Below are 17,638 nucleotides of genomic sequence, written 5' to 3'. Positions count from 1 at the left end.
TGACGTGGTTGTAGCGGATGATGTCCGCCACGAGAAGGTCGAACACCTCGGGCGGGACGAGGTCACGCGGGTCCTTGACAGCGGCCTGCGCGGCCTGATCGGTGTGGTCGGCTGTGATGGTCATGTTCACCTCCGGCGCGCTTTCGACGAACCTGGCACGGCCCCGGCGCGCGCCATCTACCGGAGCCGCAGTCTGTGGTTGCGGCCGATGTCCCTCCGGGGGGCCAAGGAACACCGGCCGCACTGCCCCGGGCGGTGGCGTTTCCCCGCCACCAACCCGGGTTCTGGGCCGTGCGACCGCCCTGAGTGCGTGGGGGTCTCCCGAAGGGGGCGTGGGAGCTGGGGCAGTCGCACGGCGTTGATGCGGGACGGGCCCGGCTGCCGCGCCGTTGAGGCCAGCCCGCCCCGCCGTCTGGGTAGGTGTGCCATGTGCACTTCGGGGACGCGAGGTGGTCGATCAGCCATCCCGGCCGCGTCTACGGACGGGGCGTCAGCATCGCAGTACGTCAGTAGGCAGGCCGAGCAGGCGCGCGATCCGTTGCGCGGTCCGATCGACATAGATGAGGGTGCCGACGGGCTTGTCCTTGTCAGGACCAGAGGCCCAGATGAACAGCTCGTCGCCGTCCTCCCAGCAGACCCGCCAAGGCCCCCGGCGCCGGCAGTCGACGGCGACGAACTCCGAGGGCTTCCTGACGCGGGCCACGCTTACCTGGGGGAATGCTTGGCGGAGTGCGCCGTGCAGGCTGTCGAGCGGTCCGAACTGCGCGTACCGCGTCAGGACGGACGGTTCGTTGAAGCGAGGCATGCTTCGCGCTCCAGGGATCGTCGAGAGTGTCAGCGACGGCCGCAGAGCGGGCCGCGCCGGACGAAGCCATGGCGGCCATAGGTCTGCGGCCCGGGGCCGCGGCGGGCCGACCAGGTCCGTCGATACCGGTCGCCAGAGGACTCGCAGGGTCGTCGGCTCGGCGGTCGTGGGCGAATCGGGGCGTGGTGAGAACGGCCTGCACCCGACGAGCCAGCTCGGCCGGATCGGGCGCCTCCACCAAGTGGTCACGGCCGAAGCCGTCACGGGTGAGTGCCCACCATTGCCCTGTGGAGCGTCCCCACCAGGCCACAACGCCCGGGAAGCAGCGGCGGAACTCGGCGACGATGCGGGAGACCTCCGCCGGCGGCGGAGCCATCGCGCTCACCGCGCGACCTCGCCCAGCGCACGGCGGGCAAGGTTGCCACGGATGATCAGGGCGGCGTCGACGATGTGGTCGGCCTCGGCGATCGGCTCGCCCCACGACGTCCACAGCCAGAGTCGGCCACCGTCCTCCGGCCGCGGACGGCAGGCGACCGTGTCGGCCGCGTTGGCCGAGCAGCACCCGGCGATCTCCGGGTTGACCACCTTCAAGCCGCGCTCGGTCAGCTCGGTCTTGAGGCCCTGGCCGCCCAGGAACGCGGCGAGCCGGGCGAGCGGCTCGGTGATGGATCTACCATCAGCCATAGGTCGGAGTCTCCTTCCGGCCGAGGCCCCGGGCCACCTGGTGCGGTAACACCAGGCCGGGGCCGCTTTGTCTCTGGCCAGGACGTGCGCCTGCATCGACCCACCGCGCCGACGCACGTTCTGTTGGAGCCAGTGAATCCGTGGCGGATGGCGGAGGACTAGGGGGACCATGGGGAGGAGGGGGAGGCTACGCAGCCTCCCCTTGACGGGTCCCGGCGAGAGGTGAATCGCGACATGTCCGCCGACAAGAAGGTCATCAGGAAGGCCATCGGCGCGCGTCTGCGGCGGCTGCGTGAGGAGCCGCAGAGCCTCACCGGCCGTGCGCGTTACTCGCGTGAGAAGTGGGCCATTCTGCTCCGCAACGCCGCAGGCCAGACCGCCGACGACCTGCCGGGTATCCAGAGCCTTGCGGACATGATCAAGCAGTGGGAGCGGGGCGACTCCGTTCCGGGCCCGATCTACCGGCCGCTGTACGCGAAGGTCACAGGCAAGACCGAGGCAGAATTGTTCTACACCGGCCCCGGCATCATTACTCAGCCCGCCCGAGACGACGCAGCCGAGGAAGCGGTCGAACTTGCCGCGTGGCTGGAGCAGTCCAATGTGGGCGATGGTGTCATCGGTTATCTGGAGACCGCGACCCGTCGGCTGACGTTCGATTATCCCCGTCGGCCGCCGCTGGACGTCCTGGGAGAAGCCCGCGGTCTCCAGGCCCGCGTGACGTACATCCTGCGCAACGGCCGCCAGCGCCTCGGTCAGACGCAGACGCTGCTCACTGTGTCGGCTGAGCTGTTCGCCCTGATCAACCTTCTGGCTGGCGACGTCGGGCGCTACGACCTTGCGGACGCCTACGGGTACGCGGCCTGGACGTGCGCTGACGAGGCCGACTCGGATCCGGTCCGTGCGCTGGTGCTGTGTGCGCAGTCCAAGACCGCTAGATGGGAAGGTCGCTATGGTGAGGCGGCCGAGTTCGCTCGTCGCGGATTCGACCTGGCGCCCATAGGAGCCCGTGGGCGGATCCTGCTGGCAGTCTCGGAGGCGACCGCTCTGCAATCCAGTGGCGATATCGGCTCGGCCTATGAGGCTCTACGGCGGGCCCAGGACGCTCGCGATGACCTGAACAACTTGGACGAAACGGCCGACGCCTGGAGTTGCCCGCGCGCCCGGCAGGAGACCTACGCACTCCAGGTGGGCCTCGGTGCCCGCGACCCCGACGCGATGCTCCACTCCGTTCAGGCCGCCGATGACGCATGGGCTGAAGGCGACCCCCGTGTGTACGGAACCTGGGCCCAGGTTCGCATTGGCGCCGCGCTGGCCTACGTCATGAAGGGTGAGCCGGAAGGCGCGGCCAAGGAACTGGCCCCGGTGTTTGACCTCGGCCGGGAGTTCCGTGTCGTCACCATCACCGGCCGCATGACCGAGGTTGCCCAGCGACTCGGTCACAACCGTTACAAGGGCGACCCTCGGGCCAGCTCCTTGCAAGAACGCATCCGCGCCTTCCAAACCGGTTCGCTTGAGCACACGGCCCTCACCACCCCGGAGGTCCCATGAGTCCATATCCGACCCGCATGTCCGACCACTGGTGGTGGCGTCCCGGCGTCCGGCCGGGTCGGCGCCTGCTGGTATGGCACATCCTGCTGCACGACCAGCCCGAGCCCCGCGAACTCGTACGCCAGTACCAGGACAAGCTCGCCGGACTGGACGGCCTGGACTTGATCCCGGAGGAGTGGCTGCACATGACCACGCAGATCATCGGGTTCGCCGACGAGATCAGCGTGGCCGAGGTCGACGCGATGCTCGAAGGGGCCGCGGAACGGCTTGGCGCCCTGGCCCCGATCGAGGTGGAGCTGGGCAAGCTGTGGTTCCACAGCGAGGCGATCATGCTCGGCATCCGGCCACCGCAGGCCCTTGACCCGGTGCGTGAGGCGGTCCGGGGTGCCGCAGCCGCATCGGTGCGCGTGCACCAGCTCGCCGACGAGCCCGACTGGACCCCGCACGTCTCCGTCGCCTACAGCCACGGAGACGGCCCGGCGAAACCCGTCATCGACGCGCTCGCGCTCCAACCCCAGGGCCGCCCCCTGCGGGTCGGTGAAGTTCATCTCGTCGAGCAGGTCCGCGACGGACGGCTCTACCGATGGGATCTCCGAGCAGCCGTTCCGCTGGGCAAGCGGGAGAACCCGGGCGGTCAGTGACCGAACGGTAAAGGGTCGTGAGCCGGTCGGTCCCGGTGTGGGTGGCCTTCAAGTGCTGAGGGCTTGTCTTCGGCTGGTCGTCCCGGGTTTCGGGGGTGTGGGGGGCGGAGCCCCCTGCCTTGGGTCTGGGGCGGGAGCCCCAGAGGGCGCAGCCCGAGCGAAGCGAGGACCGACTTTACCCAGGGACCCGAGCGTGGCGAGATGGCGAGGAACCGATTCACCCAGAGAAGGAGCGTGAACGATTCACCCGGAGACTCCTGTTAGAGCCCCGGCTGCGTCCAGGAGTGGGGCCTAGGACGGGACGGCGGCGGCCTCTTCTTGTTCGCCTGGGCGGTGGTCCGGGACGAAGCGGTAGCCGACGTTGCGGACGGTGCCGATGAGGGACTCGTACTCGGCGCCGAGTTTGGCCCGCAGGCGCCGGACGTGGACGTCGACCGTCCGGGTGCCGCCGAAGTAGTCGTAGCCCCAGACCTCCTGGAGCAGCTGGGCGCGGGTGAAGACGCGGCCGGGGTGCTGGGCCAGGTACTTGAGGAGCTCGAACTCCTTGAAGGTGAGGTCGAGGACGCGACCGCGCAGGCGGGCCGTGTAGGTGGCCTCGTCGATGGTGAGCTCGCCGCTGCGGATCTCGCCGGGGACCTCGTCGGCCTCGGCGACGGCGGCGGCGCGGCCGACGGCCAGGCGGAGGCGGGCCTCGACCTCGGCGGGGCCCGCGGTCTGGAGCAGCACGTCGTCCAGGCCCCATTCGGGGCTGAGGGCGGCGAGGCCGCCCTCAGTGACGATGCCGAGCAGCGGGCAGTCCAGGCCGGTGGTGCGCAGCAGCCGGCACAGGCTCTTGGCCTGGACCAGGTCGCGGCGGGCGTCGACGAGGACGACGTCGGCCGGTGGCGCGTCGATCAGCGCGGACGCCTCGGCGGGCGCGACGCGGACCGAGTGCAGCAGGAGGCCCAGCGCGGGCAGGACCTCATCGGAAGGTTCCAAAGCGTTGGTCAGCAGGAGCAAGCTGCTCAAGTGCCGCCTCCTCGCCAAAAAGACGTAAGGACCCAGGCGGTCCATCCTCGAGCCCGGCCAGGCGTACGGCTCGCGACGTGGTGCCATGCTGGGTCATCGGATGAACTCCACGGCCCCATCGCCCGGATCCCTCTTCGCAGAGCATATCCGAGGCGCGGATCGGGGCAATGGGGGTATGCGCCCGCTGCCGCCGGGTCAGGCAGATGAGACTCTGGGGTTATGGCTCAGGGAACGATCAGATACTGGGCGGCCGCGAAGGCCGCGGCGGGGGTTCACGAGGAGCCGTACGACGCCGTGACCCTGGCCGACGCGCTGGCCCGGGCGGCCCGTGTGGACGGGCGGGACGCCGATTTCGGGCGGGTGATCGGCCGTAGCTCGTTCCTGGTCGACGGCGTCCCGGTCGGGAAGCGGCCACACGAGGCCATCGAGTTGCCGGAGGGCGGTGTGGTGGAGGTGCTGCCGCCGTTCGCGGGTGGCTGATATCACATCTTTTCCGACATTTTTCCTGCCTATCTGGTTCTGTGGAGCGACTCGGCGGCCCCTCCGCTCGGACTAGGGTGTGGCCGTCCCGACGCCCGGAGGAGAGTCATGCGGAAAGTGCTGGTGGTCTTGCTGATCCTCGTGGTCGGGGGTGTCATCGCCGCGGACCGGCTCGGCGTCCGGTTCGCCCAGAACGAGATCGGCCGGCAGGTGGCGGCGCAGTACGACCTGCGGCAGCAGCCCGACGTGAAGATCCACGGCTTTCCCTTCCTCACCCAGGCGATCGGCGGCGAGTACGAGCGGATCGACGTGTCCATCGGCGACTGGAGCCAGTCGGGCATCACCGTCAAGGACGTCAAGGTCGAGATGCGCGGGGTGGGCGCTCCGCTGAGCGACGTCATGGCGGGCAACTCCAACAACGTGACGGTCCGCACCGCGACCGCCTCCGCCGTGGTGCCGTACGAGGTGCTCCAGCAGCGCGCCCCCAAGGAGGTCCGCAAGATCGGGCCCAAGGGCGACGACCTGCAGGTGGACATGGCCGGGGCGATCATGGGCTTCCCGGTGACGGGCAGCGCGGTCGTGTCGGTGAAGGCGACCCGCGGCGGCATCGTGATCACCCCGGTGTCGGCGGGCTCGGGTGCCGGGCAGATCCCGCTCCCGCTGCTCCGTGACCGCCTGGCCTGGACGGTTCCCATCACCAACCTGCCGGTGGGCTCCCGGATCAGCCAGATCCAGCCGACCCCCGAGGGGCTCCGCGTTAGCGCGACCGCCGACAACCTGAAGATGAGCAACCTGCGCGGCGTCTGACCCTCCGCCCTCCTTCTCCCACCTCCGCCTCCCGCCGGGCGCCGGAGCGTCCAGGCATGCCGCTTCCTCACCGCCGCACCTTCCGTGAACCGAAACGGGGGTCCGTTCCGATGAGGGGGTGTGAGCGAGGTGAACGGGCCGGGCGGCCGCGACGACGGCGAGCTGGTGAGAGCCGCCGCCGACGGTGACCGGCACGCCTTCGAGGAGCTGTACCGCCGGTACGCGCCCTTCCTGACGGCGCGGCTGCGCGGGCGGTGCGCCGATCACGCGGTCGTCGACGACATCGTCCAGGAGACCTTCCTGGCCGTGTGGCGCGGCACCGCCTCCTACCGGCACGACGGCGACGTCGCGGGCTGGCTGTGGCGGATCGGCTCGCGGCGCCTGATCGACGCGCTGCGCGGCGACGGGGCGCGCGGGCGCCTGCGCCAGGCGCTGGCACGGATGCGGCACCGGGACGAGCGGTCCGCCGAGGAGCACGTGCTGGCGCGCGTCGAGCACGGCGATCTGGCCGGTTCGCTGGAACGGCTGTCGCCCGAGCTGCGCGCCGTCCTGCAGGCGACCGTGATCGACGGGCTGACCACCAGAGAGGCCGCCGCCCTGCTCGGCGTGCCGCCCGGCACCGTCAAGACGCGGGCGATGCGCGCCCGCCGGCAACTGCGGCAGGAGCTGACATGACCGCACCGACACCGTGGCATGTGCCCGAGGAGGATCTGCGGGCGTACGCGGCCGGGACGCTGGAGCCGCCCCGGCTGTGGTCGGCGGACCGGCACCTGATGGCCTGCGGCGACTGCCGCGCGCAGCTGGGGGCCGCGTTCGACCCGGCGGCGCTCGACACGGGCTGGGCCCGGCTCCAGGACGAGATGGACGTCCCGCGTCCCGGCCCCGTGGAATCGCTGCTGCTCAAGGTCGGGGTGCCCGACCACACGGCGCGGTTGCTGGCGGCGACACCGGTGCTGCGCCGGTCCTGGCTGCTGGCGATGGTCACCGTGCTGGTGCTGTCGGCGCTGGTGGGGCGGACGGCGACGCCGCTGCTGCTGCTGGCGACGGCGCCGCTGCTGCCGCTGGCCGGGGTGGCGCTGTCGTTCGGGCCCGGGCTCGACCCGACGCACGAGATGGCGGTGGTGGCGCCGCTGCACACCTTCCGGCTGCTGATGGTGCGGACGGTGGCGGTGCTGGCGACCACGATCCCGGTGTCGCTGGCGGCGAGCCTGGCGGTGCCGTCGTTCGCGGTGGTCACGGCGGGCTGGCTGCTGCCCGCGCTGGCGCTGACGACGTTCGGGCTGGCGCTGATGCCATGGCTCGGGCCGATCGTCGCGCCCGGCGTGGTCGGGGGCGGCTGGGCGGCGGCGCTGGTGGCCGACCGGCTGCTCGTGGGGGGAGCGCTGTTCCCGTTCACCCCCGCCGGGCGGGTGGTCGCGGCGGTGGCGGTCGTGGCGGCGGCGTCGCTGCTGCTGGCGGTACGCGACCGGTTCGACCACGGCCGGCACCTCGCTCCGAACCCGTCCTTCCGATTCGCGGCCAGGAGGCTGTCGTGACCAGTCCAGATCCGTCGTCCGGTACCGGATCCGCCGTGGAGGCGGCCGGGCTGACCCTCTCCTATCGCGGCACGCGCGCGGTCGACGACGTGTCCCTCGACCTCGGCCGCGGCGTGATCGGGCTGCTCGGGCCGAACGGGGCCGGGAAGACCACGCTGCTGCGGATCCTCGCCACGGCGACACCGCCCGACAAGGGGTCGATGCGGGTGCTGGGGCATGACCCGCGCAGCGTGCGGGGGCGTACCGAGGCCCGGCGGGTGCTGGGCTACCTCCCGCAGAACCCCGGGTTCCACCCCGGTTTCACGGCGTTCGAGTTCGTCGACTACGTGGCGATCCTCAAGGAGATGACCGACCGGCGGGCCCGGCACGCCGAGGTGCGGCGCGTCCTGGACGGCGTCGGCCTGGCCGAGCTGCGCGGCAAGCGGATCCGGGCGCTGTCGGGCGGGATGCGGCAGCGGGTGGCGCTGGCGGCGGCGCTGGTGGGCGATCCGGGGTTCCTGGTGCTGGACGAGCCGACCGTGGGGCTGGACCCCGAGCAGCGGATGCGGTTCCGGGAACTGATCGCCGAGGCGGGCGCGGGACGGACCGTGCTGCTGTCCACGCACCAGACCGAGGACGTCGCGATGCTCTGCGGCCGGGTGATCGTCATGGACCGGGGCCGGATCCGCTTCGACGGAACCCCGGCCGAGCTGGCCGCCCTGGCCGAAGGCCGGGTGTGGTCGAGCACCGAGCGTTCACCGGGAGCCCTGGCCGGCTGGCGCACCGGAACAGGCGAGTTCCGCAACCTCGGCGACCCTCCAGCCCACGCGGCCCTGCTCACCCCGACCCTGGAGGACGGCTACCTCCTGGCCCTGGACGGACAGCCGGTCGCACCATGAACGACGCCTTGGAAGCCCCAGCACCGCACGCCCTCGCAAGGGCGCACGCGGAGCCGTCCCCCAAGGAGGACGCATGACAGTCCTGGAAAGGCCCGTGGAGACAGTGCCGGAGGTATCGCCCGTGCGGGCGACGCTGGCGCTCGCGCGGGTCGAGGCGCGGCTGCTACTGCGCCCGCTGGTGATCCTCGCCGTGCTCGGGCACGTGGTCATGACGCTGTGGCCCGGCGACGGGGAGACCTACCCGGTCCTGCACGAGGTGGACCGGGAGTCGCAGCTCGGACCCCTGCTGATCGGACTCATGGGCCTGCTGACGGTGAACGCGGCCGTCCTGCGCTCCCGCCGGCACGGCACCGAGGCGCACTTCGGCGTGCTGGTGCTGGCGCCCTGGTGGCGGACGGTCGCGCACGCGCTGTCGGTGGTGCCGCTGGCGCTGGTCACCGCGGTGGTCGTGGCCGCGCTGTTCGCCCGTGAGGCGGCGCGGCCGGGCGCGGTGGGGCACGGGTCGTTCGCCGAGCTGGCGACGGGACCCCTGATCGTGCTGTTCCTCGGCGCGGTCGGGGTGATGCTCGGCCGGTTGGCCCGGTCGGCGTTCGCGGGGCCGCTCGCGGTGGTCGTCGTCCTGGCGGCCACGTTCGTGCTGGTGGCCGACGAGGGCGGGCCGCGGTGGCTGGCGCCGCTGGTGGCCGACGAGGGGGAGCGGCCCCTGACCGCCGAGCTGGTGGGCAGACCGGCCGGCTGGCACGCGCTCTACCTGGTGGCCGCCGCGTTCCTCATGGTCATGGTGGCGGTGTGGGCGAGCGGCGGCCGTACGGCGGTGATCCGCGCGGTCGCGGCCGGCGCGCTGGCCGTCACCGTCGCCGCCGCGGTCATGCAGGGCCGCGGTCCGTCCACCGAACTGGCCGCCGCCAGGGAACGAGCCACCCGCGAGCCCGCCGCCGTTCAAGACTGCGTGCGGCACGGCCTCACCACCTACTGCGCCTTCGAGGAGTTCAAGCCCTGGACCGCCGAGTGGCGCAAGGTCGTGGACGGGGTGCGTGCACTGGCCGGACCGGCGGCGACGCGGGAGCTGACCGTGCGCCAGCGGGTGTACGCCGTGAAGGGCCCCTCGGCGATGGGCGAGCTGCCGCCCGCCCCCGACGGCGGCCACGAGGTGACCATCGGCACCGCCTGGGACGGCGAGCGGCGGCTCGAACTGGCCGCCGGCGTCGCCCGAGGCATGGTGGTGCGCTCGGAACGCCTCGGCCGCGTCCACTGCGACGCGCGCGGCGTCCTGATGTTCTGGCTGGCGATCAGAGGAATCCCGGACGGCGAGGCGCAGTACGCGACCGCCCGCAAGAACATGGGCGGTGGCGGCGGCATGATCCTCGCGCCGGTGAACCCGATCACGGTCCGAGACCGCGAGTACGCCGTCGTCCAGGCCCTCCTCAACAGGCCGACCCCCGAGATCGCCAAGCGGATCAACGCATCCTGGGACGAGCTGACCCGTCCAGGCACCTCCACAGACCGCGCGGCCTCGCTGCTGGGCGTGACCGCCCCCGTAGAGACCGCCGACGACCGCCTGTGGGCCTGCTCATGACGTCGAACACCACACCGGCGACCTCGATCAGAGTGCGGTTTCGCGAGTACACGCTCGCCCGCGCCCTGCCGACCAGGCCGTCCGCTGAGCCCGCCTGGCGGGTCGGGGCATTTTGGGACGGCTTAGCCCGTCCGGAGACCCTTATGGATCACGCGGCCTGGCTGCTGGGCGTGACCGCCCCGGCCGAGGCCGCCGACGACCGCCGGTGGGCCTGCTCATAACGTCGAACGCCACGTCGATCACGGCGTCCGACACCACGCCGGACGCCACACCGGCGACCTCGATCAGAGTGCGGTTTCGCGAGTACACGGTCGTCCGCGCCCTGCTGACCAGGCCGTCCGCTGAGCCCGCCTGGCGGGTCGAGGCGTTCTCTGGGACGGGCTGGTCGGTTCGGGGACCTTCACAGACCGCGTGGCCGTGCTGCTGGGTGTGACCGTCCTGGGCGCGATCGCTGACGATCGCATGTGGGTTTGCTCATGACCGCGAGTACTCCGCTGGCCGTGATGACGGACGCGGTGTTGCGCACCATGCGGGGCGTGGCGCCGGGCCGCTTGTGGAGCAGGACGTGGGACACCACGGCGGATGCGGCGAGAGGCGGTATCGGGCAGCGGGTGGGATGGGACGCAGGACGCGGGATTGGTGTGACGACGAATGCCGAGAGGACGGGCGGCACGTGGGCGGGGTGGTGGACGTGATGTCGGGTGCGAGGAGGAGCGGGGGATCGGGGATGGTGGTTCTGCGGGCGCTGGTGCGGCCGGTGGCGCGGTCGATGGTGTGGATGGCGCCGGCGGCAGGGGCCGGGCTCGGGCTCGTGTTGGTGGCGGTGCCGCTCGTCCTGTCGCTTGAGCTCGACGCGGGCACCGTCCTGTACCTGCTGCGGATGGCGGCGCTGTCCGGGGCGCTGGGCATGGCGTTCGTCCTGGACGACCCCGCCCGGCACACCACCGACGTCGTCCCGGTGCAGCGGCCGGTCCGGCAGGGGCTGCGGCTCGTGCTGGCGCTGCCGCCGCTCGCGGCGTGGTGGGCGGTGGTGTGCGCCCTGGCCGCGGCGGGGACGGAGGGCGGCGGACTGCCCGTCGGCGCCGCGACGCTGGAGGCCGCCGCGCTGGTCGCGGCGGCCCTCGCGATCGCGGCGGGGGCCGTGCGGTTCACGTCCGCGGCCTCGCCCGGCCTGGCGGCGGGCGGCGCGGTGCTGGCGATCGCGATCGCCTCCGCCGTGCTCCCGGGCGGCCTCGCCCTCACCGTCCCGCTCGGAGACGACCGCTGGGAGGAGGCCCACCGGCTGTGGGCGGCGGTGCTCACTCTCGGGCTGGCGGCCTGGACGGTCCTCGCTCAGGAGCCTGCCGGGCGCCGCAGTCGGGTGACCAGCTGAAAGAGCCTGGTGTGAACGAGGCCCGGCTGGAGAGATCGGGCGGTCTGGCTGGGAGGGGCCGTTGCGGGGAGGGTGGGGCGGCTTGACAAGATCTGCGGAAATGGCGGGGGCGTGAACCGGACGGGGAGTCCGTACGTGTGAGAGATGTGGGTCCGACCGCGGATGAAGGGTTGCTGCGCGCTCTCTACGACGAGCACGGTGGTCCCCTCCTCGGCTACGTCCTGCGCCTGACCGGTGGCGATCGCCCTCAGGCCGAGGATGTGGTCCAGGAGACGCTGCTGCGCGCCTGGCGGCATCCCGAGGCGCTCGCCGGGCGGCCCGTCCGGCCCTGGCTGTTCACCGTGGCGCGGAACCTGGTGGTGGACGCGCACCGGGCACGCCGGGCCAGGCCGCCCGAGACCGGGATCGACGAGCACCTGATGATGACCGAGGCCGGCTCGGACGACATCGACCGGGCCCTGGAGTCCTGGACGGTCGCCGAGGCGCTGGCCGACCTCAGCCCCCAGCACCGGGCAGTGCTGGTCGAGACCTACTACCAGGGGCGTTCGGTGGCCGAGGCCGCCAAAACGCTCGGCATCCCGCCCGGCACCGTGAAGTCCCGCACGTACTACGCCCTCCGGGCGCTCAAGCTCGCGTTGGAGGAGCGGGGGTTGGCGCCGTGAACGGCTGTGCGGAGGTGCGCACCTCGCTGGGCGTGTACGTCCTCGGCGCGATCGAACCCGCGGAACGCGCCAGGCTGGAGTCCCACCTGGAGTCCTGCCCGGCCTGCCGGGACGAGCTGGCCGGGCTGGCGGGGCTGCCCGCGTTGCTCGGCCGGGTGAACCAGGCGCAGATCACCCAGGTGACGGGGCCACCGCCGGAGTTGCTCGACTCGCTGCTGGCGCGCGCGGCGCGGCGCCGCCGCGGGGTCCGCGGGCTCCTCCGACGCCCGCCCGGCGCGGGCCGGCTGTGGTGGACGCCCGCCGCGCTGGCCGCGTGCGCGCTCGTCCTGATGGGGGCGCTGGCGGGGGGCTTGGTGTCCGGGGTCACGCGGGACGACCGTCCGGTCGCCGGGCGGCCGGGCCCGTCGGCGCCAGCCACGCCCTTGATCTCGCCGAGCCCCGGAGGAGAGCGGCTCAACGCCGCCAACGCGTCCAACCGGGTCAAGGCCGAGCTGGTGCTCTACAAGCGGGGATGGGGGACGAAGGTCGAACTGCATCTGGCGGGTGCGCCGTTCGGCGGGCACTGCCGCTGGTACGCGGTGGCCCGGAACGGGCAGCGGGACGCCCTCGGCAGCTGGTACGTGGCGTACCGGAAGGGCTACGGCGTCTACGAGAGCTCCACCATGTTCCAGCGCGACGAGATCTACTCGTTCGAGGTCGTCACCCTGGACGGCCAGCCCATCCTCACCATCCCCGCCTGACCTTGCGCGAGGTGGTGTGCGTGATGGCGCTGGAGATCGTCGTCATGGGGGCGGATTGCACGCGCCGCTGCCCAGCCGGATGGCGGTGGCGATGTCGGTGAGCGCCGTCGCCGACGTCGGCCAGGCCGAGCAGGTCGGCGACCGCGACCCGGAGCAGCTCCCGGCGGCGCAGCCCGCGGACGACGGCGACGGCGTCCTCGCCTTGCTGCTGCCGCTTGCTGCGAGGGAAGACCTTGCTGGCGTCAGGGGAAGAGACGGTGTACGGGCATGGTTGCACCCTGGCGTGGAAGGCGCACTCGTGGCAATCGCGGTCCTCGTGGCCGCCACCGTGTTCGGTCTTGTTCGGCGGCACCGCGATGGCAGGCTGCGCGTTCAGGGCAAGGCGGCGGAGGGGAGCACCCCGGTGAACGACGACACGGGCATTGGTGGTCGTCCAGAGGCTTTGGGCGGTGACAGGCTCGGGGTGGACGATCTTGGGGTTGAGCTTGGCGAGCGTGCCACGCTGGTGCAGTTCTCCACGGCGTTCTGCGCGCCCTGCCGCGCCACCCGCCGGATCCTCGGTGAGGTCGCCGGGATGGTCGACGGAGTGGCCCATGTGGAGATCGACGCGGAGGCCCGTCTCGAGCTCGTCCGCAGGCTGAACGTGATCCGCACGCCCACCGTGCTGGTGCTGGACGGCGGTGGCCGGATCGTCCGCCGAGCGACCGGCCAGCCACGTAAAGCGGACGTCATCGCGGCCCTCGGCACCCTTGCCTGACCCGGTCAGTCCATGAACTTCGCCGCGCTGACCTGCGTGAAAGGCAATGTAACTGTCTCGAAAGGCGAGACAGATGTGACAGGGCCACGGAAGTCGGCTTACCATCGGACCGTGCGTTACCGGACAGAGCAGCTGCTCACGAAGCGACGCGCGGTCGATTTCTGCCGCGTGTCCGCCTCGCTCTGTCGCCTGGCCTAAGGCATCGAGCCGCTTGGCCCGCTCCAACGGGCCCGCCGTTCCGAGCATTCCGACGATCTAGCTCGTACGCACAGAATCTCTCCGCCAGGAGCACCCCGATGCAGGTTGATCCGCGTGGGCAGCGCTCGGCCGCGGCCATCACGACGGTGGTACTGATCGTGGTCCTGGTGACGGGAAGCTGGGTTCTGCTCGCCGCCCAGGCCGTGGTGTTCGCGATCGCGAGCCTCCTCGGCCTCCGGTACGCACCGTACGGTCTGGTCTACCAAGCGCTGATCCGCCCCCGTCTCGGCCCGCCCCGAGAGCTGGAGCACGAGGGCCCGCCCCGGTTCGCCCAGGGCGTCGGCCTCGGATTCGCGCTGGTCGGCACGGTCGGGTACGCCCTGGAGCTCACCTGGCTCGGTATCGGTGCCACCGCCTTCGCGCTGGGGGCGGCGTTCCTGAACGCGGTGTTCGGGTTCTGCCTCGGCTGCGAGATGTACCTGCTGATCCGCCGCATCACCACGAAGATCCGCTCCGACAGGGAGGTTCCCGCATGAGCCGCTCCGACGTCCTGGTGGACGCCGAATGGGTCGAGTCGAACCTGGACTCGCCCGGCCTCGTTCTCGTCGAGGTCGATGAGGACGTCTCGGCGTACGACAAGGGCCACATCCGTGGCGCCGTGAAGATCGACTGGAAGACCGAGCTGCAGGACCCGGTCCGCCGCGACTTCGTCGACAAGACCGGCTTCGAGCAGCTGCTGTCGGCCAAGGGCATCGCCAACGACGACCTGGTGATCCTCTACGGCGGCAACAACAACTGGTTCGCCGCCTACGCGTACTGGTACTTCAAGCTGTACGGCCACGACAAGGTCCAGCTGCTGGACGGTGGCCGCAAGAAGTGGGAGCTGGACTCCCGCGAGCTGGTCGAGGACGTGCCGCAGCGTCCCGCCACCGAGTACAAGGCCAAGGAGCAGGACCTGGCCATCCGCGCCTTCCGCGACGAGGTCGTCGACGCGATCGGCACCGACAACCTCATCGACGTGCGCTCGCCCGACGAGTTCAGCGGCAAGCTGCTGGCGCCGGCGCACCTGCCGCAGGAGCAGGCGCAGCGGGCCGGCCACGTGCCGACCGCGCGCAGCATCCCGTGGTCGAAGGCGGCCAACGACGACGGCACCTTCAAGTCCGACGACGAGCTCCGCGAGCTCTACACCGAGGCCGGCGTCGACCTGAGCAAGCCGACCATCGCCTACTGCCGCATCGGCGAGCGTTCCTCGCACACCTGGTTCGCCCTGCGCGAGCTGCTGGGCCTGCCGGACGTGAAGAACTACGACGGTTCCTGGACCGAGTACGGCTCGCTGGTCGGCGTGCCGATCGAGCTCGGCGAGCCCAAGTAGGCCGCGTCGTCCGGCTCGGCCAGTCCGAGCACCTGACCCGGGTAATGGGGCCCGGCGATCCCGAGTAACAGATCCCGGTGAATCCGGCCGATCCAGTGAACGATCTTCCGCCCGGCCGGCGGACAGCACTCCCGTGAAAACGGAGATGGAGGAATCATGACCCAGGGCTGCGCAGCGCCCGCGCAGACGGCGCACCTTCCGGCGACCGTCGACCTGGCCAACGAGGCCGTCATCCAGGGCACCGTCACCCGCGACGGCGCACCCGTGTCCAGCGCCTATGCCCGCCTGCTCGACTCGACCGGTGAGTTCACCGCCGAGGTCGTCACCGGTGACGAGGGGGTGTTCCGGTTCTTCGCCGCCGACGGCGACTGGACCGTGCGCGTCCTGGCCGCCGGCGGCGTGAGCGTCGACAGCACCATCAGTGCGAAGACCGGAGAGGTCGCCGCCCTCGAGGTCGCGATCTGACCTGAGCCACGGCTCACCGGCCCCGCCGCCCGCTCCACGCGGACGGCGGGGCCTCGCGCGTTCTGGAGACTCCTTTCCCGGTCCACGACTCGGCGGCCGGCGCTCTTCCCTGGGACGTGGTTCTCCCGTTTGTCCGGGCCGTGATCGCCGGGCGTTCTGGTGCTGTTCGGTCGGTTGCTTCTGGCGGCCGGCTCGGGATGGCTCCGTCAACATCACAATGTGGAGCAAAACTGCTAATCGGACCATCGGGAGGCGGAAGGATCTCCGGCGGGCACACGGCTCGTTAAGCTCGCCCGGAGCGCCGCGGCGGACGCGTGCCCGCGCCACCGGGCGGACCATGGGAGGGAAGACCGGTTTGACGGAGTTCTCGGATGCGGATCTGGACCGGGTGCTGGCCGAGGCCCGCGCGACGCTGGAGTCGATCCGCGTCCGCAGGCCGGACGCGGAGCCCGTGGACGTCCCGGACGGCGCGGGCGCGGAGGCCGAGGGCGCCGGTTCGGGCGCGGACGGCCGGATCAGGGTGACCGCGGCGCCGGGCGGACGGCTCAGCGCGGTGGAACTGGATCCCGAGGCGATGCGTCTGTCCTCCGAAGAGTTCGGCCGGCAGCTGGTGCTGGCGGCGAATGCGGCGCTGGACGACGCGCGCGCCAGGAACGCCGCGCGGCCGGCGAAGCCGGAGGGCGACGAGACCGAGGACGGGACGGGCGACGACGGTGCGGAGCAGGATCCGGGGCTCCGGCAGATGGCGCTCCTCACCCGGGCGATCAACGAGGCGCTCGCGAGGATCGGCTGATCCGGCCGTCCATGATCGCGGTCCGCGACGGTACGGGAACGTATGGTGCCGGTAATGTGCTGTTACTCAGTTCTTGAAGCGGCTCCGAAGTCGGCCCGTTGGGAGGGGTGGCATTGAGGCGAGCACGGTGGGCGGCGCTCACGTCCGCTCTGGGCGTCGGGCTTGTGTGCGCTCCTCCGCTTCCCCTGGCGCAGGCGGCCGGGGCGGCGGCGCCCTGTGCGCAGCCCCGTGAGGCCGGTCAGCCCAGGAACCAGCTTCCCGCCCAGCTGTGGCCGCAGGAGCAGCTCAACTTCACCGAGGCCTGGGAGCTGACGCGGGGACGCGGCGTCAAGGTAGCGGTCATCGACAGCGGCGTCGACGGCACCCATCCGCAGCTGCGCGGCCGGGTCAAGCAGTACGACGTCACCAAGACCGGCAACGAGGACTGCGTCGGCCACGGCACCGAGGTCGCCGGGATCATCGGCGCGGCCGACATGCGCCGGCAGGGCATCCCGTTCCTCGGGGTGGCGCCCGGGATCGAGCTGATCTCGGTCAAGGCGGCGACCGGCGGCCAGCAGAACGATCCCAAGTGGGCGCCCGCGGCCATCCGCCGCGCCGTCGATCTGGGGGCCAAGGTCATCAACATGTCGTCCCAGTCGCCCGACTACGCCGAGCTGCGCGCCGCGGTGCAGTACGCGCTCCAGAAGGACGTGGTCATCGTGGCCGCGGCCGGCAACATCAAGGACCAGAACCAGACCCCGCGCAACGCCTATCCGGCCAGCTACCAGGGTGTGATCGCGGTCGGCGCGCTCAACAAGGACGGTTCGCTGGCCACCTTCTCCAACCAGACGACCCCGGTCACGGTGACCGCGCCGGGCCAGTCGGTCGTCAGCACGTGGCCGCAGGGGACGTACCACATGGCCGACGGCACCAGCCAGGCCGCGCCGTTCGTGGCGGGCACCGCGGCGCTGATCCGCTCGTACCATCCGAGGATGAACCGCGAGCAGGTGAAGCGGCAGATCGAGCTGACCGCCGACGGCTCCCGCGGCCAGGGCACGGGCTCGGGCGTGGTCAATCCGCTGCGCGCGGTGACCACGGTCGCGCGCGGCCAGTCCGCCGCGGCGGCCACCGGCCCGCACAAGGTGAAGATCGACCAGCCGCCGCCGGACGACCGGGTCGGGCGGATCGTCGCGCTGTCCATCGCGGGCGTCACGCTCACCGCGGCCGCGGGGGTGGCCATCGGCTCCGTCGTCATCCCGGCCGGCCGGCGCCGCGGCTGGCGCCCCGGCGCCTGAACCCGGGACCGACCCAGGGGGACAAGCTCCCGGAACGACCACC

20 protein-coding genes are annotated in these 17,638 nt (G+C 71.7%); 17 read left to right on the top strand and 3 right to left on the bottom strand.

The features are described 5' to 3' along the window. Positions 1-490: 490 nt before the first annotated feature. Positions 491-805 (bottom strand): hypothetical protein, encoded by a 315-nt coding sequence (locus ACFPZN_RS10490; RefSeq protein WP_378281651.1) that lies wholly within the window; start codon positions 803-805, stop codon positions 491-493. A 381-nt stretch (positions 806-1,186) separates the two neighbouring features. After that, positions 1,187-1,489: a hypothetical protein gene (locus tag ACFPZN_RS10485; protein ID WP_378281650.1), complete on the bottom strand. Its 303-nt coding sequence runs from the start codon at positions 1,487-1,489 to the stop codon at positions 1,187-1,189. A gap of 234 nt (positions 1,490-1,723) precedes the next feature. Here ACFPZN_RS10485 and ACFPZN_RS10480 point away from each other — a divergent pair, with 234 nt between their 5' ends. After that, positions 1,724-3,037 carry an ATP-binding protein gene (locus ACFPZN_RS10480; protein ID WP_378281649.1) on the top strand — a complete coding sequence of 438 codons (1,314 nt, stop codon included), beginning with the start codon at positions 1,724-1,726 and terminating at the stop codon, positions 3,035-3,037. Then, positions 3,034-3,678 carry a 2'-5' RNA ligase family protein gene (locus ACFPZN_RS10475; protein ID WP_378281648.1) on the top strand — a complete coding sequence of 215 codons (645 nt, stop codon included), beginning with the start codon at positions 3,034-3,036 and terminating at the stop codon, positions 3,676-3,678. Before ACFPZN_RS10480 ends, ACFPZN_RS10475 begins: the two co-directional genes overlap by 4 nt. A 291-nt stretch (positions 3,679-3,969) precedes the next feature. On the opposite strand, the gene ACFPZN_RS10470 is transcribed toward ACFPZN_RS10475, so the two are convergent. Continuing rightward, positions 3,970-4,686 (bottom strand): winged helix-turn-helix transcriptional regulator, encoded by a 717-nt coding sequence (locus tag ACFPZN_RS10470; RefSeq protein WP_378281647.1) that lies wholly within the window; start codon positions 4,684-4,686, stop codon positions 3,970-3,972. Positions 4,687-4,905: 219 nt separating this feature from the next. Here ACFPZN_RS10470 and ACFPZN_RS10465 point away from each other — a divergent pair, with 219 nt between their 5' ends. The 15 genes from ACFPZN_RS10465 to ACFPZN_RS10395 all read left to right on the top strand — a co-directional run bounded on the left by ACFPZN_RS10465 (position 4,906) and on the right by ACFPZN_RS10395 (position 17,595). Further along, positions 4,906-5,166, top strand: coding sequence for a MoaD/ThiS family protein (locus ACFPZN_RS10465; RefSeq protein WP_378281646.1), 261 nt, complete (start codon positions 4,906-4,908; stop codon positions 5,164-5,166). Positions 5,167-5,274: 108 nt separating this feature from the next. Beyond that, positions 5,275-5,973, top strand: coding sequence for an LmeA family phospholipid-binding protein (locus ACFPZN_RS10460; RefSeq protein WP_378281645.1), 699 nt, complete (start codon positions 5,275-5,277; stop codon positions 5,971-5,973). 120 nt (positions 5,974-6,093) lie between these two features. Then, a complete protein-coding gene (locus ACFPZN_RS10455) occupies positions 6,094-6,648 on the top strand; it encodes an RNA polymerase sigma factor (RefSeq protein WP_378281644.1) in 555 nt (184 codons plus the stop codon). Continuing rightward, a complete protein-coding gene (locus ACFPZN_RS10450; RefSeq protein WP_378281643.1) occupies positions 6,645-7,508 on the top strand; it encodes a zf-HC2 domain-containing protein in 864 nt (287 codons plus the stop codon). The genes ACFPZN_RS10455 and ACFPZN_RS10450 overlap by 4 nt, the downstream gene beginning before the upstream one ends. Then, the gene (locus tag ACFPZN_RS10445; RefSeq protein WP_378281642.1) at positions 7,505-8,386 is read left to right on the top strand and encodes an ABC transporter ATP-binding protein; all 882 of its coding nucleotides are present in this window, start codon (positions 7,505-7,507) and stop codon (positions 8,384-8,386) included. Before ACFPZN_RS10450 ends, ACFPZN_RS10445 begins: the two co-directional genes overlap by 4 nt. A 73-nt stretch (positions 8,387-8,459) precedes the next feature. Then, the gene (locus ACFPZN_RS10440) at positions 8,460-9,962 is read left to right on the top strand and encodes a hypothetical protein (protein WP_378281641.1); all 1,503 of its coding nucleotides are present in this window, start codon (positions 8,460-8,462) and stop codon (positions 9,960-9,962) included. Between the two features lie 727 nt (positions 9,963-10,689). Next, positions 10,690-11,334, top strand: a complete 645-nt coding sequence (locus ACFPZN_RS10435) for a hypothetical protein (protein ID WP_378281640.1) — start codon at positions 10,690-10,692, stop codon at positions 11,332-11,334. Positions 11,335-11,504: 170 nt separating this feature from the next. Next, on the top strand, positions 11,505-11,996 hold the full coding sequence (locus ACFPZN_RS10430) for a sigma-70 family RNA polymerase sigma factor (RefSeq protein WP_464043958.1): 492 nt from the start codon (positions 11,505-11,507) through the stop codon (positions 11,994-11,996). Next, a complete protein-coding gene (locus ACFPZN_RS10425) occupies positions 11,993-12,736 on the top strand; it encodes a zf-HC2 domain-containing protein (protein WP_378281639.1) in 744 nt (247 codons plus the stop codon). Before ACFPZN_RS10430 ends, ACFPZN_RS10425 begins: the two co-directional genes overlap by 4 nt. 55 nt (positions 12,737-12,791) lie before the next feature. Further along, positions 12,792-13,493 (top strand): TlpA family protein disulfide reductase, encoded by a 702-nt coding sequence (locus ACFPZN_RS10420; RefSeq protein WP_378281638.1) that lies wholly within the window; start codon positions 12,792-12,794, stop codon positions 13,491-13,493. A gap of 296 nt (positions 13,494-13,789) precedes the next feature. Further along, positions 13,790-14,227, top strand: coding sequence for a DUF4395 domain-containing protein (locus ACFPZN_RS10415; protein WP_378281637.1), 438 nt, complete (start codon positions 13,790-13,792; stop codon positions 14,225-14,227). Then, the gene (locus tag ACFPZN_RS10410; protein ID WP_378281636.1) at positions 14,224-15,063 is read left to right on the top strand and encodes a sulfurtransferase; all 840 of its coding nucleotides are present in this window, start codon (positions 14,224-14,226) and stop codon (positions 15,061-15,063) included. Before ACFPZN_RS10415 ends, ACFPZN_RS10410 begins: the two co-directional genes overlap by 4 nt. A gap of 156 nt (positions 15,064-15,219) precedes the next feature. Beyond that, the gene (locus ACFPZN_RS10405) at positions 15,220-15,528 is read left to right on the top strand and encodes a DUF1416 domain-containing protein (RefSeq protein ID WP_378281635.1); all 309 of its coding nucleotides are present in this window, start codon (positions 15,220-15,222) and stop codon (positions 15,526-15,528) included. A 355-nt stretch (positions 15,529-15,883) separates the two neighbouring features. Beyond that, the gene (locus ACFPZN_RS10400; RefSeq protein WP_378281634.1) at positions 15,884-16,321 is read left to right on the top strand and encodes a YbaB/EbfC family DNA-binding protein; all 438 of its coding nucleotides are present in this window, start codon (positions 15,884-15,886) and stop codon (positions 16,319-16,321) included. 113 nt (positions 16,322-16,434) lie between these two features. Continuing rightward, a complete protein-coding gene (locus ACFPZN_RS10395; RefSeq protein WP_378281633.1) occupies positions 16,435-17,595 on the top strand; it encodes a S8 family serine peptidase in 1,161 nt (386 codons plus the stop codon). The last annotated feature ends 43 nt before the right edge of the window (positions 17,596-17,638 follow it).

Source organism: Actinomadura rugatobispora (assembly GCF_042656285.1).
In the GTDB taxonomy this organism is placed as follows: domain Bacteria; phylum Actinomycetota; class Actinomycetes; order Streptosporangiales; family Streptosporangiaceae; genus Spirillospora; species Spirillospora rugatobispora.
This window is presented reverse-complemented; position numbering and strand designations above follow the sequence as displayed.

Excerpts from the sequence above, each read along its gene's own strand:
- ACFPZN_RS10490 (WP_378281651.1), bottom strand. The coding sequence starts at position 805 with ATGCCTCGCTTCAACGAACCGTCCGTCCTGACGCGGTACGCGCAGTTC.
- ACFPZN_RS10485 (WP_378281650.1), bottom strand. The coding sequence starts at position 1,489 with ATGGCTGATGGTAGATCCATCACCGAGCCGCTCGCCCGGCTCGCCGCG.
- ACFPZN_RS10480 (WP_378281649.1), top strand. The coding sequence starts at position 1,724 with ATGTCCGCCGACAAGAAGGTCATCAGGAAGGCCATCGGCGCGCGTCTG.
- ACFPZN_RS10475 (WP_378281648.1), top strand. The coding sequence starts at position 3,034 with ATGAGTCCATATCCGACCCGCATGTCCGACCACTGGTGGTGGCGTCCC.
- ACFPZN_RS10465 (WP_378281646.1), top strand. The coding sequence starts at position 4,906 with ATGGCTCAGGGAACGATCAGATACTGGGCGGCCGCGAAGGCCGCGGCG.
- ACFPZN_RS10460 (WP_378281645.1), top strand. The coding sequence starts at position 5,275 with ATGCGGAAAGTGCTGGTGGTCTTGCTGATCCTCGTGGTCGGGGGTGTC.
- ACFPZN_RS10450 (WP_378281643.1), top strand. The coding sequence starts at position 6,645 with ATGACCGCACCGACACCGTGGCATGTGCCCGAGGAGGATCTGCGGGCG.
- ACFPZN_RS10440 (WP_378281641.1), top strand. The coding sequence starts at position 8,460 with ATGACAGTCCTGGAAAGGCCCGTGGAGACAGTGCCGGAGGTATCGCCC.
- ACFPZN_RS10435 (WP_378281640.1), top strand. The coding sequence starts at position 10,690 with ATGGTGGTTCTGCGGGCGCTGGTGCGGCCGGTGGCGCGGTCGATGGTG.
- ACFPZN_RS10415 (WP_378281637.1), top strand. The coding sequence starts at position 13,790 with ATGCAGGTTGATCCGCGTGGGCAGCGCTCGGCCGCGGCCATCACGACG.
- ACFPZN_RS10410 (WP_378281636.1), top strand. The coding sequence starts at position 14,224 with ATGAGCCGCTCCGACGTCCTGGTGGACGCCGAATGGGTCGAGTCGAAC.
- ACFPZN_RS10405 (WP_378281635.1), top strand. The coding sequence starts at position 15,220 with ATGACCCAGGGCTGCGCAGCGCCCGCGCAGACGGCGCACCTTCCGGCG.